General features: G+C 40.0%; 13 protein-coding genes and 1 pseudogene. All 14 read right to left on the bottom strand.

Annotated elements, in window-relative coordinates:
* Positions 1-343: 343 nt before the first annotated feature.
* Positions 344-3,550, bottom strand: coding sequence for a carbamoyl-phosphate synthase large subunit (carB, locus tag DWY37_RS10820; RefSeq protein WP_118541776.1), 3,207 nt, complete (start codon positions 3,548-3,550; stop codon positions 344-346).
* Entirely contained in the window at positions 3,550-4,620 is a 1,071-nt protein-coding gene (locus DWY37_RS10815) for a carbamoyl phosphate synthase small subunit (RefSeq protein ID WP_022243003.1), read from the bottom strand. The genes carB and DWY37_RS10815 overlap by 1 nt, the downstream gene beginning before the upstream one ends.
* A 588-nt stretch (positions 4,621-5,208) precedes the next feature.
* Positions 5,209-6,504 carry a ComEC/Rec2 family competence protein gene (locus tag DWY37_RS10810; protein ID WP_118541774.1) on the bottom strand — a complete coding sequence of 432 codons (1,296 nt, stop codon included), beginning with the start codon at positions 6,502-6,504 and terminating at the stop codon, positions 5,209-5,211.
* 124 nt (positions 6,505-6,628) lie between these two features.
* Positions 6,629-7,129 carry a replication initiator protein A gene (locus tag DWY37_RS10805; protein ID WP_118057129.1) on the bottom strand — a complete coding sequence of 167 codons (501 nt, stop codon included), beginning with the start codon at positions 7,127-7,129 and terminating at the stop codon, positions 6,629-6,631.
* Between the two features lie 491 nt (positions 7,130-7,620).
* On the bottom strand, positions 7,621-10,065 hold the full coding sequence (locus DWY37_RS10795; RefSeq protein WP_118541772.1) for an ABC transporter permease: 2,445 nt from the start codon (positions 10,063-10,065) through the stop codon (positions 7,621-7,623).
* Entirely contained in the window at positions 10,062-10,736 is a 675-nt protein-coding gene (locus DWY37_RS10790; protein ID WP_015520995.1) for an ABC transporter ATP-binding protein, read from the bottom strand. Before DWY37_RS10790 ends, DWY37_RS10795 begins: the two co-directional genes overlap by 4 nt.
* Positions 10,737-10,912: 176 nt before the next feature.
* Positions 10,913-12,178 (bottom strand): sensor histidine kinase, encoded by a 1,266-nt coding sequence (locus DWY37_RS10785; RefSeq protein WP_118541770.1) that lies wholly within the window; start codon positions 12,176-12,178, stop codon positions 10,913-10,915.
* On the bottom strand, positions 12,154-12,843 hold the full coding sequence (locus DWY37_RS10780; protein WP_008120506.1) for a response regulator transcription factor: 690 nt from the start codon (positions 12,841-12,843) through the stop codon (positions 12,154-12,156). The genes DWY37_RS10785 and DWY37_RS10780 overlap by 25 nt, the downstream gene beginning before the upstream one ends.
* 52 nt (positions 12,844-12,895) lie before the next feature.
* Positions 12,896-13,114: pseudogene (locus DWY37_RS16410) on the bottom strand (23S rRNA (uracil-5-)-methyltransferase RumA); the annotation flags it as partial.
* Positions 13,115-13,208: 94 nt separating this feature from the next.
* Positions 13,209-14,231: a hypothetical protein gene (locus tag DWY37_RS10770; RefSeq protein ID WP_242986217.1), complete on the bottom strand. Its 1,023-nt coding sequence runs from the start codon at positions 14,229-14,231 to the stop codon at positions 13,209-13,211.
* Between the two features lie 294 nt (positions 14,232-14,525).
* Entirely contained in the window at positions 14,526-15,935 is a 1,410-nt protein-coding gene (locus tag DWY37_RS10765) for a HEPN domain-containing protein (protein ID WP_118544508.1), read from the bottom strand.
* A gap of 338 nt (positions 15,936-16,273) precedes the next feature.
* Positions 16,274-17,398: a recombinase family protein gene (locus DWY37_RS10760; protein WP_330408395.1), complete on the bottom strand. Its 1,125-nt coding sequence runs from the start codon at positions 17,396-17,398 to the stop codon at positions 16,274-16,276.
* A complete protein-coding gene (locus DWY37_RS10755) occupies positions 17,343-18,623 on the bottom strand; it encodes a recombinase family protein (protein ID WP_117698799.1) in 1,281 nt (426 codons plus the stop codon). Before DWY37_RS10755 ends, DWY37_RS10760 begins: the two co-directional genes overlap by 56 nt.
* Complete coding sequence (locus tag DWY37_RS10750; RefSeq protein ID WP_117698798.1) at positions 18,614-19,030, bottom strand: recombinase family protein; 417 nt, start codon at positions 19,028-19,030, stop codon at positions 18,614-18,616. Before DWY37_RS10750 ends, DWY37_RS10755 begins: the two co-directional genes overlap by 10 nt.
* Between the last annotated feature and the right edge of the window lie 46 nt (positions 19,031-19,076).

The raw sequence follows: 19,076 nt of genomic DNA, 5'->3' as shown, positions 1-19,076 counted from the left end.
TACCTCCTTAGAGACCTGCTATTCTATTTTTATTGCCTCATATCATTTGGGATTATCACCGGAGAATTCCGGTATCTATGAATTGTCCTATCCGATTATTTCATATCATTTTCCATAGCTCAGTACTCCCGCTGATTCTTCAGCAACTAACTATCAGATTAACCATTTTACATTTCTTTGTCAATTGTCATTTTTATTCAAATTATGTTTCCGTTTTTGTATATATTATATAAACGCTGCCTGCGCCTGTAGTGCCTGCTACCGGCAGCTTCTTACAGATGCCTGACAGCAAAAATTTCAGCCCCATGTGTTCCACTCGAAACACATGAGGCTGTTTTTTCTCTTAAATATTCTTCACGGTTGCAATATCTACCAGAGTAAGCTCTGACTGGGCATTTTCCAAGCTGGTTGCCAGTGCATTGGCTGTATCCATTGCTGTGATACAGTATACGCCGGTCTCAATTGCATTACGACGAATCAGGAATCCGTCACGGTTCTTATCACCATTTCCCTGGGTCGGTGTGTCGATGACAAGGTCAATCTTATGGCCTAAGATTAAGTCCATAACATTTGGTGACTCCTGGGTAATCTTATTGACACGCAGTGCATCTACACCATGCTCCTGTAAATATTTTGCAGTACTTCTGGTTGCATAAATCTTGTAGCCTAAGGCTGCAAAACGTTTTGCTACACCGACTGCTTCCGGCTTGTCCGCATCTTTTACCGTCATAATCATCTGCTTATATTTCGGAAGCTGAACACCTGCTCCTAAGAAAGCTTTATATAAAGCTTCATCAAAGGTCTTGGCAATTCCTAAGCATTCTCCGGTGGACTTCATTTCCGGTCCAAGGCTGATTTCTGCTCCACGCAGTTTCTCGAAGGAGAATACCGGCATCTTGATTGCGATATAATCTGCGGTTGGTGCAAGTCCCGGTGTGTAGCCCATTCCTTTGATGGTATTTCCAATGATAACCTTGGTTGCCAGGTCTACGATTGGGATACCGGTAACTTTACTGATATATGGTACCGTTCTTGAGGAACGTGGATTTACTTCGATAACATATACCTGCTCGTCCATTACGATAAACTGGATATTAATCAGTCCCACTACATGTAATGCCTGAGCCAAACGCTTGGTATATTCTACCAGCATTTCTCTTACTTCATCACTGATGGTCGGTGCCGGATATACGGAAATACTGTCTCCGGAATGTACTCCGGTACGCTCGATATGCTCCATGATACCTGGAATTAAAATATCTGTACCATCGCATACGGCATCTACTTCGATTTCCTTACCCATCAGGTATTTATCAACCAGAATCGGGTGATCCTGCGCAATACGGTTGATGATTCCGATAAATTCTTCAATCTCTTCATCATTGTATGCAATCTTCATACCCTGTCCGCCCAATACATAGGAAGGACGAACCAGTACCGGATAACCCAGACGGTGTGCAACTTCTTTTGCTTCCTCTGCAGTAAATACAGTTCCGCCTGCTGCTCTTGGGATTCCGGTCTTCTCTAAGATTTCATCAAAGAGCTCTCTGTCCTCGGCAGCATCTACATCTTCTGCCTTGGTTCCAAGAATCTTGACACCCATCTTCATTAAGCTTTCGGTCAGCTTGATTGCGGTCTGTCCACCGAACTGAACTACAGCTCCGTCCGGTTTTTCTAATTTTACAATTGCCTCAACATCTTCCGGTGTCAGCGGCTCAAAATACAGTTTATCTGCAATATCAAAGTCTGTTGATACGGTCTCCGGGTTGTTATTTACGATAACTGTCTCCCAGCCTTCCTTGGCAAAAGCCCAGGTGCTGTGTACAGAACAGTAGTCGAACTCGATACCCTGTCCGATACGGATTGGACCGGAACCTAATACCAGAACTTTCTTCTTCGGTGTTGTCTCTTCTGCTTCGTTTTCACTGCCAAATACGGAATAGTAATATGGAGTGGATGCTTCAAACTCTGCTGCACAGGTATCAACCATCTTAAAGGCTGCTACGATACCATTTTCGTAACGCATGTCATGAATTTCTTTTTCACTCTTTCCGGTAAGTTCTGCAATGACTTTATCCGGGAATTCCATACGTTTTGCTTCTTTTAAAAGCTCTACGGTAAGTGGTTTTGTCTTTAAATCCTGCTCCATCTCAACTAAGATAGCCAGTTTGTCAATAAACCATTTATCAATCTTTGTAATCTCATGAATTTTATCATAAGATACGCCACGGCGCAGTGCTTCTGCAATAACCCAGATTCTGCGGTCATCTACTACATGTAACTGCTCCTGTAATTCCTCATCAGAAAGTTTGCTGAAGTCATAGGATAAAAGACTGTCTACATGCTGCTCTAAGGAACGGATTGCTTTCATCAGGGCACCTTCAAAGTTATTGCAGATACTCATAACTTCTCCGGTTGCTTTCATCTGTGTTGTTAACGTACGTTTTGCAGTGATGAATTTATCAAATGGAAGTCTTGGGATTTTTACTACGCAGTAGTCTAACATCGGCTCAAAACTTGCATATGTCTTTCCGGTAATTGCATTCTTGATTTCATCTAAGGTATAGCCCAGTGCAATCTTTGCAGCAACTTTTGCAATCGGATATCCGGTTGCTTTGGATGCTAATGCAGAAGAACGGGATACACGAGGATTAACCTCGATAACACAATATTCGAAGGTTTCCGGATGCAGTGCGTACTGTACGTTACATCCACCGGTAATATTTAATTCGGAAATGATATTAAGTGCAGAAGTACGCAGCATCTGGTACTCTTTATCACCTAATGTCTGGGAAGGTGCTACTACGATAGAGTCTCCGGTATGTACACCAACCGGGTCAATGTTTTCCATATTACATACAGTAATACAGTTTCCATTGGCATCACGCATTACTTCGTACTCGATTTCTTTCCAGCCTGCGATACAACGTTCTACCAGTACTTCTCCGACACGGCTCAGACGAAGTCCGTTGGATAAGATGTCGATAAGCTCTGTCTCATTATGTGCGATTCCGCCGCCGCTTCCTCCTAAGGTATAAGCAGGACGAAGTACAACCGGATATCCGATGGTATTGGTAAATTTGATACCATCTTCTACATTGTGTACTACCTGGGATGGTGCACATGGCTCACCGATTTTTTCCATGGTATCTTTAAATGCCTGACGATCCTCAGCCTTAAAAATTGTCTCAGCAGTTGTACCAATCAGTTTGACACCATGTTTCTCTAAGAATCCGGATTCTGCTAACTCCATACCAAGGTTAAGGCCTGCCTGTCCACCTAAGGTAGGAAGGACGCTGTCCGGTTTTTCTTTTATGATAATCTGCTCTAATACTTTTGCAGTTAATGGCTCGATATAAACTTCATCTGCAATATCCTTATCTGTCATAATGGTAGCAGGATTGGAGTTTACCAGAACAACTTCGATTCCTTCTTCTTTTAAAGAACGACATGCCTGTGTTCCTGCATAGTCAAACTCTGCAGCCTGTCCAATGACAATCGGACCTGAACCAATTACTAATACTTTTTTAATATCTTTATTCTTAGGCATTATTTCGTTCCTCCCATCATCTCAATAAAACGGTCAAAAAGGTAAGCAGAATCCTGTGGTCCCGGACATGCTTCCGGATGGAACTGTACGGTAAAAATGTTCTTTCCGACATACTCTAATCCTTCGTTGGTTCCATCGTTTACATTTACAAATGCCGGTTTTGCAATTTTCTCATCCAGGGTATTGGTATCTACTGCATAACCATGGTTCTGGCTGGAAATGTATACACGGTTGGTCTTTAAATCCTTAACCGGATGATTTCCTCCACGATGACCATATTTCAAATGATATGTGTCTGCACCGGTTGCAAGTGCCATCAGCTGATGTCCCAAGCAGATTGCAAAAATCGGTGTGTCGGATTCATATAATTTACGAATCTCTGCAATAATCTCCTTGCACTCCTTCGGGTCTCCAGGTCCATTACTTAACATGATTCCGTCCGGATTGGTGCTTAAAATTTCTTCTGCTGTGGTGTGTGCCGGATAAACGGTAACTTCACAGCCTCTTTTATTTAATGACTGGGCGATGTTTCTCTTAGCACCAAGGTCTAACAGTGCTACTTTTTTGCCCTTTCCAGGCAATACGCTTTTCTCTTCACAGGTTACTTTATCTACCACATTTCCTGTGGTGTAAGCCTTTAATTTTGGAATAATCTCATCCAGATTGTAATTCTCATCTGTTGTAATCATTCCATTCATTGTTCCCTTTTCACGTAAGAGCTTGGTTAATGCTCTGGTATCAATTCCTGCAATTCCCGGTATATCGTATTTTTTCAGAAAATCCTGAATGGTTCCTTCACAACGGAAATTACTTGGCATTCTGGATAATTCTCTTACGATATATCCATCTACCCATGGACGTCCTGACTCCATATCCGGTGTAATTCCATAATTTCCAATTAACGGATATGTCATTACTACCGCCTGTCCTGCATAAGATGGATCTGTCAGTACCTCTAAATACCCTGTCATCGACGTATTAAATACGATTTCACTGATGACTTCCCGTGTTGAACCGATGCTGGTTCCGGTAAATACATTGCCATCTTCCAATATAAGAAAAGCTTTCATTTGTTCACCCTGTCCTTTCTATTCTTCCGATACCTGCGCAAAAAAAAAGAGTCAGTCATCTCTTTTTCCTTCCTTTTGCATAAAAAATGCACCAAACCTGCACAGGCTACCTAAATTGTAAAAATTCTACCATATCGGGAAGGTTTTTTCAACCTTTTTCGCAAAACAAATAGTCACTAAGTTTGATGCATATTTATCCATTTTTTATGCATTTTTTCTTTTTCCCTCTATAATAACCACCCTTCCATTTTCCCGGTACGCCAAAAGAAGCTGCCGTACTGCAGCTTCTTTGACGTTTGTTAAAGAATATCATTTATCTATAGGAGTACGATTAACTGCTCTGCGGTATATTCCGTGCCAGCTTTTGGAAGTTTATAACTTTGAAGCTCGGTGCAGTTCCTCTTCATATTTTGTCAAATACAGGACTCTGCCTCCCGGAAGAATATTTCTTCCGGTGAATACGGATATTTTCGTCTCCATATTCTAAAGAAGTCCCTATGATTCGCACGAAGTTAGTTGTTTCTAACTCAAATCATTGTATACTAATCCTATAAAAAGTGCAAGGGGCTTGGCGATTAGTTTTTCTCATTACTGTGGCGGGTTACATCTTGAGCATGGTGTCAAACCCATGTTCTTCGCCTCTGACAAAGTCACCTCATGGTCACTCTTTTTCAAATACGAGCAGCCTGCCGAATGATATTTTGAACCGGTGTCTGTAATATGTACCATAACGGAACTGCTGTCACTATTTGAACTGCCGGATGCATCTGCAACTATACCTGCATCACTGCTGCCTGATGATGTAGTGCTGTCTGCTGTGGAATTATTTGCTGTACTATCACTGCTTCCGGTAGGTTCTCCTGCTTTCCAGCTTTCTGATGGAGAGCAGTTCCAGGTGATATCATTTCCATCTGACGTGGCTACAATCGTACCCTGTTCATCGGTACGAAACACGGATATGCCGGCTGCCCGCAGACAGTTCAGCACCTCTGCATGAGGATGTCCGTATTTATTGCCTTCACCGGCACTGATTACCACATAAGTTGGTGATACCTTATCCAAAAATGCCTGACTTGTGGCTGTTTTGCTTCCATGATGCGCCGCTGCATAGACATCTGCGGAAACATCAATTCCATTACTTAAAATGTCCTCTTCCGCTTTTTCTTCTGCATCTCCGGTAAAGAGGAAACGGTTGTTGCCATTCTGCACCAGCACACCCACCGACCAGTCGTTCATGTCATTTCCATAGTCTGCATTTGGCGCCACAATGGTAAAGGTTGCTCCTCCAAGGGTATAGGTCTCTCCTACCACCGGATAAGTGGTCTGATAGCCCTTGGACTTCATTGCCTGCACCACATCATCATAAGTTCTGGTGTCATTTGCCACATCCGGCATGATAATTGTATCGCAGTCAAATTTATAAATTACTACATCCAGTCCGCCAATATGGTCTGCATCCGGATGTGTTCCTATGACATAATCCAGTTTCTCTACACCCTGACTCATAAGATAAGACTGCACTGCTGTGCCTTTGTCATTATTTCCGGCATCTATCAGCATGTAATGACCATCACAAGCTATCAAGGCAGCATCGCCCTGCCCTACATCTATGAAATGCACCTGCATCTGTCCGGCGGAACTGCTATCTGTCTTATAGGTATTACTGATGACTCCCTCGGTAACAAAATCCTCCGTATCACCGTCCGGCTCTGTATTGGTACTGGTCTCAGTTTCTGTTGCAGCCTGCGATTCTGTGGCAGCGGAACTTTCCCTGCCAGGATTTTCTTTCTTATTATCCGAATGATTGCCGATTGCTCCGGCTATCATCAGTACGAAAACAATAATTGCTATCCATAATTTCTTATTTCCAGATTTGGATTTCATTTTCCTAACTCCTCCGTTTTTCTTAAATTTTCTTTTCTATTATAATATTTTTTTTATGTCTTTTCCACAGAAAAAACACTCCAGCCTAAGCCAGAGCGTCATCCCACTTCCATATTAAACTACCTTAATTTACTTCATAATATTTATTTCTTTTATATTTCTCAGTTACTTTACTAGGTGCCACATTTCCGACTCCTGCACAGCCATTTTTTCGGCTAGATGATGGTTGCTTTTCTGACTCTGTTATCGCCATCTTTTCAACCGCCTTATTGTCAACTGGCTGTAAACCTATCTCATCAGATGGAATTTTTACATATAAATGATTATGTTTTGAAAATCCACCGAATCTGCGAACCAATAATCCCTCATCATCTAATTCCTTCAATGTTGTTTTTACAGAAGATTTGCATTTGCCGATTTGAACAGACAATTCATCTATTGGAAATATCAGATAAACGTTTCCATACTTGTCTATCCAGCTATTCTTTCTCGATATCCGCGCCCGGTCATACAAAATCATATAAAGGAATTTTGCAGTTTGAGAGATTCGCAGTTTTAGCAAAAACTTCGGGAACCGGAAGTACTGAATCATCTGCTCTGACTCCTTCATGTATTCATATTTCATTCTTTTCTCGCCTCATTTCTGTTTCTAACTGTTGTAAAAATCATTTTTATGCCGGCTAAAAAATGTTCTTACACATATATAAAAGATGAAGGGCATAAACACAGGTTCTTGATGAAAATTTTTTATTTTTCCTGCAAAAAATACCCTTTCATTAATACGAAACGCTGAAAGGTATTTTTACAGCCCCTGAGGAAAACTTTTTTACTTTTTCAGTTAATTGAATATTTGAAAACAAAAAAAACACTCACTTATTCCAGTGATATGCCTTATCAAAATTTTCTTATTTTGTTGTCTGTGACGCTTACTCAGAAACGCTTGCGTATCTGCTAAAATGTAATCGCCTGCAATTATATTTTCACGTGGGTGTGGGGGCGCTTTCTGCCCCCACTCAGGAAATATTGCTAAAATACAGTTTAGATTTACCATACATACAAATTGGAAGTTATCTATTTCTCCTCTTCGTTAAGACCTAGTTCACTACATATTACTTGCTATCCCTGATACCTTATTCTTTCAACCAGCGTTTCCTTTTTCAGATTACTGCTTAAAACGCAGGAAAGTACAATCTGCAACAGACCGACCAAAAAAATCATAATAAAAATTGGTACGATTGGAACATGGTAGATATTCATTCCAAATATTCCATTATGTTTTGCATAGGAAAAAAGTGTATAGCCGAGCGGCAGACCAATGATCAAAGCTACGCATATGGTGCCAACCGTAAAAATCAGTCCCTGTAACTGCAGGCATAAATTTAATTGTTTATTTGTCATACCCACAGCCTGTAATATACCATATTCCTGCTTTTTTGTCGTAATATTCATGATCATGGTATTCGCCATATTCATAAACCCGATGAGTCCTACAACCGCCATAAACAGATAACAGCCAAGCTTCATCATGCTGCTTGCAAATTCGGCAGATTGTAACTGTGCATGATAAGTATCCATTTTTATATGCGAAGTATTAGAAATCAAAGTATTCAGACTTTGTTCTACAGATGCCACATCTTTTTTATCACAGTCCACCCACAAATAGCCATAGGCTGTTCCTCTCAGATTCATGGAACGATATACACCTTCCGGAATGACAAGATAAGTGTCCGCACTTACAAAAGATCCTGCAATCTTTCCCTGATAGGTATAGGTTCCACTTCCATTCTCAAAGTCAAATGCAATGGATTCACCCGGAGCATATCCATCTTGTTCCATCCACGTTGACCAGCCAAAGAAAATATCACCATTCTTTACCGCCTGATCATAGTCCATAGATCCAATATCCCCGTCCTGACGCATAAAATCAAAATCATTTTTACTCACAATAGCAGCCGGAAATCTTGTTCCGTTCAGATTTACAGAGACAATCTCTCTCGTCATGACATCTGTTACTCCCGGAATGCTTTTGATTTCTTCAATCAGCGAATCATTCAATGGATCATCCGTCAGAATCGTATCCAGATTATTCTCTGGATATCTTTCATCATACTCAGCAGAATAGTCAAGCTGCAGTTCAAATTGTCCATGATTAACGGAAAGACGTGCTTCATGCTTCGTGTCAATATTTCCCACATAATTAGAGATAATCACAAACAATACGCAAGAAAAACCCATTGTGAGGATAGTACCAATAGTTCTTTTGGGATTACCCGTTACATTTGCCATTGCCATAGAAAACACGGTGACATTTTTTCTGCCATTTCGTTTTCCTTTTTTTTGTGTTTCTGCATTTTCTAAATACCGTGTTGCTTCGATAGGTGAAATCCGTGAAACAATTTTCATTGGTTTACGCAGTGCCAAAGCAACGGTAAGAAATGATACGAAAATACAGAAAAGCATAACAGGCAGGGAAAACAGAGGCACCTGCTGATTTTGAACTCCCATAGAGCCAGTTCCGGTTGATACAAGGTTCCCCTGTTCTACCAGCCAGTTAAAACCGCATTTTGCAATCAGAAAGCCAAAAAGCAATCCAACCGGTATTGAAAAAAATGTCAAAAAAATGCCCTCTCTGAAGATCAGTTGTTTCATCTGCTTTTTTGTCGCTCCCAGAGCCTTGATTTTTCCATACTCCTGTATCTTGTTGGCAATACCGACCTGAAAAATATTATAAATGACCACAACAGAGAAAAGTACAATTGCAAGAATCAAAACCCCGCATACCGCAATCGTTTCATAACTCGGCTGCAAGACCCATTGCAAATAGAGATCATTGACTATAACGTTTTTTTCTTCGATCCCACAAGCTGCTGCAATCTGCTTTATAACCGAATCAATATTATTCATAGATACATTTGCAGAATCATTTAAAGTAAAATAAATATTATACTGTCTGTCATTCTCTGCGACGTGCTCATCATAAAACTCCTGTGACCCGAAAGCAACATAAGATGCCTCGATGGTATACTCATCCCGGTCATATAGGATTCCGCTGACAACAAATTCTTCCGGCTTATATTCTGACTGCATCCCTGCGCGGTAATCCAATGTAACCGTATCTCCGACCTTTACATCATCATATCCCATTGAACGAAAAAATGCTCTTCCTGCGGCAATTTCCTGCGTTCCCCCCGGATACTTTCCTTCCTTTAACTCATATTCCTTATTATAGGGAAGCATTTTTCTTGCAGTCTCATCCATGCAGACAAAACCACCGTTTTCGTTGCCTTTTATGATACCTTCGGTGCACATAGTGCCTGTAGCATCTATCTCCGCACGGCGGTTTACTTCTTTTAACTGCGAGGCATCTGCTGCAACAAACAAACCATAATTGCTTCCATATGAGCCTGCCGCCTGACTTTTCTGTAAACGGATCATTCCATTTCCCACAGTACTGATAATCACAAGCAGCATCGTAGTCAGACATATGGACATCATAATCAGTATACTTCTTGTCTTGTTCTTTTTGTCATTGCTATATGCAATCCTGCTTATTGTCTTCATCTGAAATCCACCACCTGTCCGTCCTCAATTACCAGAATACGATCAGCGACCTGTGCAATTTCGTCATCATGGGTAATCATTACAATTGTCTGTCCATATTTTTTTGCTGTCATCTTAAGCAGGGCGATTACCTCATCACTGGTCTTGGAATCAAGATTTCCTGTCGGCTCATCTGCAAATATAATTTCCGGACGATTCACCAGTGCTCTTGCAATTGCCACTCTCTGCTGCTGTCCTCCGGATAACTGATTTGGCAGATTGTAAATCCTCTTTTCAATCCCCAGAGTTGCAATAATATCATTTACATACGCTTCATCCACTTTTCTTCCATCCAGCCCCAGTGGCAGTACAATATTTTCCCAGACATTAACAGATGAAACCAGATTAAATGCCTGAAAAACAAATCCGATTTTTCTTCTGCGGAAAACAGCAAGGGCATCTTCCTTCATCCTGTATAAATCTTTCCCTGCTAAAGTAACACTGCCTTTTGTCGGAGTATCAAGCCCTCCAAGCATATGAAGTAATGTACTTTTACCGGAACCTGACTTTCCAACAATTGCGACAAATTCTCCCTGCTCAATCTGAATGTCCACCTGATTGACCGCTTTGACCTGATTCTCACCCGCGCCATAAAATTTACAAAGCTGCTTGGTTTCTAATATCACACTCATGTGTTGCCTCCTTTTCAATTCTGTAAAGTGTACCTTTTCAGCACACTTTCTTTGCCTGTTTATATATTTGGTCATTCTCAACCTACATCCAAATTGTATCAGGATAATCTTTCATTTCACTTTCAAAAAACAAGCAGAAGTCTTACAGAATTGTAAGATTTCTGCTCACTTAAAATTTAACCAACATATGGTAATTGAATCACAAACATGCTTCCTTTTTTCTTTTTGCCGGAGGTTACCGTAATCGTACCTGCGTGTTTTTCGATAATTTCTCTCGATAGAAAAAGTCCGATTCCTGTACCACTCTTTTCCATGACCTCCTTGGAACTTCCTCGGTAAAATCGTTGAAAAATTTTGTGATACTCATTCTGCGGAATACCAATTCCCTGATCCTCAATTTCCATTCTTACAAGATCGTTTCTTTTTTGTAACCGGATAAATATTTTTGAACCACACGGACTGTACTTGATTGCATTATCCAGAACGTTGATCACAGCTTCACCAAGCCACCTTTTATCCTGCATAATCGTGCATGTTTCCAGCTCTTTTGCATAGTCAAAAACGAATTCAATCTCTTTCTCATCCGCTTTGGGATAAGTGCGGTTCACAGCAGATATGACAGTATCCATAAGCGGAAGTTTTTTCTTATTAATCTGAATCAGTCCAGTTTCCATCTTGGATATTTCAAGAAGCGACTGCAATAATGTCTCCAGTCCATCCAGAGCACTCCGACAACGGATACGAAACTCCTCCTGTTCTGTGGCACTTAAGTCATTCTGCATCAGCACACTAAAACATGTATCCAAAGCTGCAACCGGTGTCTTTAACTGGTGAGAAATATCAGAAACCATTTCTTTCGTGTTCTCCTTTTCTGCCCTTGCTTCTTCCTTTATCAACTGAATATGATGTCCGATTGCTTCAAGCTGGTCATTCAATTTTTCCAGTTCTGCATGATTTTCCGTTTTCAGTAAATCATCAAATTTATTTTCACGGAATCTGATCAGAATTTCTTCCAACCGGTCTAAAATTTTCTGATGACACGCATCTTCTTTTTTCTTCCAATAAAGTAAAAAAGTCAAAAGGAGCACGCATATCACAGTGCTTACAGCACCGGTCACCATAACCTGATGCCGGAATTGCGAATAAAATGCATTCCCTTTATTCCCCCAGTATCCATATTGCTCCAATAATCGCCTTCCCTGTTCGTTCGTTTCAATATCCTTATCCTTAAGCAATTCCGAAACAGCATCCAGCCCGGAAAATTCTTCCTTTGCAGCAATCTCTGTCATAAGATTCATTTTATATTTATAATCTTCATAAAACACATACGTGGTAAAGCAATTTAATATTGCAAACAATAATATGACAGGTAATACCAGGGAGAGCACTACTGTAATCTTCTTGCGATATCTCTTTGTCACTGCCTTACCTCCTGATTCCATATATACCCAAGACCTCTGATATTCTTTATATAGACCGGTGCAGCCGGATTGTCTTCGATTTTCTCACGGAGTCTTCTGATATTGACAGCGATTGTATTTTCATCCACAAAATCCCCTTCCAGATCAAACACATTTTCCAATATTTGTGTTTTTGAAAGAATCTGTTTCGGATTCTGAAGAAAAAAAGTCAGCATTTTCAACTCCGTTTTTGTCAGACTGATTTCACGACTCTTTATCAGGACTTTCATTTCTCCTGCGATAAATACGATATCTCCCGAAATCATCTTTCCGGCTTCCGTTTTCTCCTGTCTGCGACGGAAATGTGCTTCTATTTTCAAAAGAAGTACCGAAAGACTAAACGGCTTTGTAATATAATCATCTGCCCCAGCTTCATATCCCATGACCTGATCCATCTCCTGATCTAGTGCTGTAAGACAAATAATGTATGTATTATAATTGCATCTCATCCACCTTACAAATTCCAGTCCATTCCCATCCGGAAGATTCACATCACAAATGGTAACATCCACATTATTATCACTTGCAATTCTTTTCGCTTTTTTCACTGATTCTGCTGAAAAAACCTCATATCCGGATTTTTTCAGCGAAAATGTAATTCCACGATTTAAATTTTCATCATCTTCAACCACAAGTATACCTGGCATAGCATATGCGCCTCTCTTTATTAACTATTCTCCTCGTTGCAACGCGTAAAGTTTTTCCAACCTCAATTCCGCATTTTCTCTTTACCTGCGAAATATACAGATTGGAAACCTTCATGCCGGCATTATGTTCAGCCACATACTTCTTTATCTCATCATATGTAGCCTTAGTCTCTGCAGATGTTATATCCACATTATCAAGTTCAATTGTGACATTAATATAATCATCCGGCTTTTGTTACAATTGGGACAAAAGAACCACAGTCTCAATATTCCCCTGAACTTTGATTTTATACTGCATAGCGAAAGTATGCAATATATTTTCAAAGTGGGGTATAAGATTTACCCCCGTAAAATAACTACCCCTTCTAATCAATAGTTGCTATTATTCGATTTTTTAATCTTTCCGGAATTTCTTCCTCTGTTTCCCAAATGATTGTATTCTTTTGTGCTATGTCAAAATGTAGCCGCACATCCTTTTTACATAATTGGATCACTGGCTTTCCTAAGCCCATCGCATATCCTTCTTCAAAGTACGCTCCATTATTTTGATGCGACAAATCTACCACAACAAATTTACTATCTCTTATGTATTTTAATAACTCTGGAGTTATAAAATCATTATGTTCTACTTCATCAATAAAAATTGCTACATAGCCAGCTGACATTATACCTTGGCGTATCATTTCTCTGAGTTTTTTTGTATCATCTCCAAATTTCATGGCAACTAAAACATTTTTACCATTTGCAGTATTCTTCTGAATAGCATCTACTCTGGCATAACCTTCTGGTGATAATGTGATAGGTCGATCATTTTCTCCACCATTCCATGACTGTGGTGATAAGATGTAATTCCTATCAACTAAAAACTTTATCATATAATTCATCTGTGCCTGTATTGCATCATCAGTTCTCTTTTTATGATTACCATCTTTATAATCGTATCTATCAACAAAAAGGCAACTGATCATTTCCTCTTTTGGTAGTTTAACATATTCACCCATGTGCCTAATACGAGAATTCAAGTGAAGTAAAATATTATCCACTTTTTCAGCAAAGGTTTTTGGATACCAGTTTTCTACGTTTTCATTTTCCAATCTGACTGGATGCCCGTGTGTAACATCTCCATGTTCAAAATTTTTCTTGTACTCATCACAGCGCTCTTTACTCATGGTAGTAAAATATCTGTATTCTTTCATGCTTTCCTTAAATCCATTGTACAGTAGGTATGAACTCAAGTGATTCAAATTGAACTCTGTTAATTCTGCAAATTGCACATAATACTCATATCTGCCACAAATCGGACATGAATAAAAATATTTGACCGGGTCCATGGAATGTTGCATATATGCTTTAGCTCCACACACAAAACATGTTCCGTTGCTTTCCATTTGCTCTCCTCCCAACGTCTTCACTTTTGCGAAAAAGTATCCTTTCGCCAAAATGTGTATTTCTTATTCCCAAAAGCCTATCCCCTGGGGTAAAACTCCAGTTATATCATCACTCTATGGAAACAGAAACACACATCTATTTTATTCCCAAAATGGCGAAATCCTTTGATTTATTGGGCTTTTCTCGACAGAAGGCAGACCATCTCCACATGCGGTGAAAGTTACTTCTTATACTAAATAGCGAAACCGTCACCTTTTGCGAAAAGGTTTATACCCCACTTAGGGGGATAGTGTTTACCCCTCTATATCCTGATCCTTCTTCATACAAGAAGTATACATCCACAATTTATCATCGTGTATCATTATCTGCTTCGCAGTATCGATGTCCATTCCCATATGACTAAACAAAATCATTATAATCAAACATTTTAACACATCTATACTATTACACATTTGTCCAAATGTCAGCACTCCATCACGATCAGGCTTATAATGTGAATAGTAATTTCTTGTTTTTACGATTGCACTAAAATATTTGTCTGCATTCGATTCTTTATATACATACTCGGTGTTTCCAGCCACTATAGAACCGTGTTCTTCGTCTAATTTCTTCAATCGTGTTTCAAGGGTAATTCGGCTCAAAAATCCTCCTTGTATCCATTGAGCAACTGTCTTTGGCTTATAAGATGAACCAGCTTTTTTGAACGGCTCACTTAACACCTTCTTTACATTTTCATCTTTTAGCTGCTCTAAAATTTCTATACCCAATTGTTCCGCTTTTTTCTCATCACCTGATATTCTTAGATGATAACCTTCTAAAATTTTTACATACTGTACAAACAAATCCTCTGCAAATATTTCTCTTTTTCTATTACTATTAAAGAACATCTGTCTCGGCAAAAAGAAATAATCATCATTAGAAAATGTATACCAATTTTCAAAATAATTTGCTAATTCATCTTTCACCTGAGAATATTCCGTTCTGAATCTATCTATCCCGTTAAGGTGCCTTAGGTTATGCGAAAAATCTTCATTAAACCATATCCATGTTTTTAAGTCTTTACCCTCAATATTTAATCGAATATCTTTCGCATAAGAAACATACCCTATAAGCATACCAAAGAAACGCATTAAAATTTGTATATCTGCATACACTCTTTCATCAGTTACCATTTCCTCATATGACACATGAACTCTTGGATAGTTTTTTACCACATATTCTACCCTATCATTTATTTCCGGTGGCATAAACGGTGATGCAGGCCCAAATGATATTTCAATATGTGGATTTTCATTTTTTATAATAATAGGTTCTATTTTCTCTTCAATTGCAAATAACTCGTTCGCCTCTGTAAAACCTATTGACACACTATTTATTTTTAACCAATCAACAAGTTCTGGAATTTCAAATGAGAATGCACTAATATTGTTTATTTCAAACCCCTCTTGAAATCCTGCATTTGTCATAGCGACCTTCACTACTCTATATCCAATACTCATATTTAATGACCTATGTTTTGTTTCTCCAGGTCCTTTAGCATACACTTTTATTGGATGTTCTCCATTTGAACCTATAAAAGTACAAGCCCAAGGAATAGATTTACCTCTTACAAAAAATTCAATATAATCATTGTCTATAACTAATTCCCCAATATTATACTCTTCTTCTCCTTCAACCTTCCAACTACCTTGATGTCTCTCCAAATTATGCAATCCTCCCTTTCGTTCAAGCTATCTATTTTATTTTACCATATCACCTGTTTTTTTACCATCTGCAAAAGAGCAAGAAAAAAAGCCGATCAGGAATCGCAACTCCCAATCGGCATCTTTTCTTACTCCTCTTCATTTTTACATTCAATCTCCGTTCCGTCCAGAAACACCACCAACAATGTTCCATCCTCAAAAACCTTGATGTGGTCCAGTGTTTTCAGCATGAAGTCCGTATCCATCTCTGTCAGAGGTTCTGCTCCATCGGTGTATTCTATGAACTTCTCTGCCCGATAACCTTCTAATAGGTTCTCGCTCTGCAGCTGTTCTGTCCACTACTCCATGAAATCCTCTCGGTTCTCCACCAATGCGTTCCAAGCCATCAGATAAGCCTTTATCAGCGTTTCTTCCTCCACATGGCGGTTGACACATCCCATGACTCCTTTGACCTTGTACCGTTCACTGCATTGCCATACCTTACGGTCAACACCCGTGCTGCTCCGCCAGCCTTTCCGTGCCAAAACCTTATTGCAGTCTCCGCAAATTATCTTGGATGCAAATGGATTGCTTTCCGGCCGGTGGGAATAGGAGTTTGTCCCATGCTCCTCCAGATACTTTTTCCTGCGTTTTATTTCAAGCTGTACACATTCCCATATCCGCTTTGAAATGATGGCATCATGGTCATCCTCCACATAAAACATCTGTATTTCCCCCTTGTTCTGTGTACGTTTCTTGGTAAGGAAATCCACCGTATAACTTTTCTGCAGCAAGGCATCACCCTTGTATTTTTCATTTTCCAACATACTCATTAAGGTTGTGGACTGCCACTTCGTACCGCCATCCCAGTTTTTCACACCTTCCCGTTCAAAAATCCTCTTGATGTGATCGGTTGTTTTTCCGTCCAGGAATTCCTGATACAACCGAATTACAATCGGCTCCTGTGTCCTGTTGATTACCAGCTTCCCCGTTTCATCCGTATCGTATCCAAGAAAACGCTTTGTACTCATTTTGTGTTTTCCTGTTTCAAACCTTCTGCGGATTCCCCATGTGCAGTTCTCTGAAATGGACCGGCTCTCATCCTGTGCCAGTGAGGAAAGAATGGTCAGCAGCACTTCGCCCTTTGCATCGAGGGTATTGATATTTTCCTTTTCAAAAATAATCCCTATCCCCAAATCTTTCAACTCTCGCACATAGTTCAAACAATCCAGCGTATTTCTTGCAAATCGGGAAATGGACTTGGTAATAATCATATCTATTTTCCCCGCCCTGCAATCCGCAATCATACGGTTGAATTCATCTCTCTTTTTGGTATTGGTTCCCGAAATTCCTTCATCCGCATAAGTCCCTGCATATTCATAGAGAGGATTCTCGCTGATATAATTTGTGTAATAATTGACCTGATTCTCATAGCTTAATAACTGTTCTTCTTGGTCGGTTGACACTCGGCAGTACGCTGCCATCTTCAATTTCTGCACTGACTGTGCTGTTCCTGATTCCGCAGTCGAAATCTGCTTTGCTGGTATAACAGTAATGCTTCTTGCCATTTTTAACCACCTCCTCAATCACTGTCTGTTCCGTAATGTTCAAGCCTTGCAATTCGGCATCATCAATTCTTATCCCTTTGCATGCCTTGACTCCCTTTTCAATGTAGGTGCTGCAAAGCCATTGGATTTTCTTCTTGTAAACCTGTCTGCGCCGGAGTGTTTTTCCGCAGTAAGGGCAAATCAGCATTCCGCTTAAGGGATAGCGGTTTTGGAACTTCATTGTGTTGTCCTGTCCAATATTCCTGTCACGCTTTCTCTGCTCTCTGACCTTCTGTACCTGTTCCCACACCTCTGGCGATACAATTGGTTCGTGATTTTCCGAAATGTAATAACTCTGCACTTCCCCGTTGTTTTTCCTTGTATGGTTTCTTTTGTTTTCAGGGGTGTAATACTTCTGCAGATGAAAATCCCCTTTGTACTTTTCATTACAAAGCATCCCATTGATAGTCCCGCTTTCCCATGTGGTTCCCGTCACCGTTTTCACACCCAGGTAATCAAGCAGCTCCCCAATCCTTGACGAGCCGACATTCAGCAGATAAAGGTCAAAAGTCAGACTGACAATTTCCGCTTCCTTTCTGTTCACAATCAAATCTCCATATTCGTTTTTGTCATAACCGAGGAAGCGGGATGTGGTAATCATCACTTCTCCCCTCTCAAACTTCTTCCGAATGGACCATTTATTGTTTTCACTCATGCTTCTGCTTTCTTCCTGTGCAAAAGAAGCGAGGACGGCAAGCATCATCTCACCGTCCCCTGATAGAGTGTTAATGTTCTGTTCTTCAAAAAAAATACCGACACCTAGTTCCTTCAGTTCCCTTGCGAACTTTAGAACGGTGACGGTATTTCTAGCAAACCTCGATATGGATTTTGTAATAATTAAGTCAATCTCTCCTGCCCTTGCCTTTTCCATCATTCTCTGGAACTGTGGGCGGTTCTCACAATAACCGGATATGCCCTGATCAGCAAATACTCCGATAAATTCATATTCCGGATTTCCGGTAATCAGTCTCTTATAGGTTTCCATCTGGTTTTCAAGAGAGTCTTCCTGTCTTCTGCTGTCTGTGGAAACTCTGGCATAAGCACAAACCCTTTTCTTTTGTAAGACCGAAGCTGGTCGTTTGTTAATCACTTTTACTCGCACGTTACATTACTTCCTTCAAAAAACCTTTTCTTAAACTCCTGAATTCTTTGGAAAATGGCCTGTGCATCCTCTACCTTGTCAATGCACACCACTTCCACATTTCTCTTACTGCAAATCAGCATGAACTCCATAAACTGTCCCCAGTTACGGGCAATCGTGGCAGCCCTCATAGTAACCACCACATCAATCTTCTTTGCTGCGATTTCTGCTTTCAGACGATTAAATTCTTTTCTGTTCGGGTCTGCTCCTGAGGCTTCCTCAAAGAATATCTGCAAATCCCATTTCTGTTTTCCATATTCTTCTTCCAACCGCCTCATTACATCGTCCAGATATTTTTCATAATCTCTGTCACGATGGTTGACTCTGCAGTAAAAAGCCACCCTATTTATCGTTCCTGCAATCACCATATAAATAAGTACTCCTTTCGTTTTTGGTAGTATATAAATCACTCTA

The organism is Roseburia sp. AF25-13LB (genome assembly GCF_003478915.1).
Taxonomy (GTDB): Bacteria; Bacillota; Clostridia; order Lachnospirales; family Lachnospiraceae; genus Roseburia_C; species Roseburia_C amylophila.
Note: the sequence above shows the minus strand (reverse complement) of the source record. Positions and strands in the feature narration are given on the sequence as shown.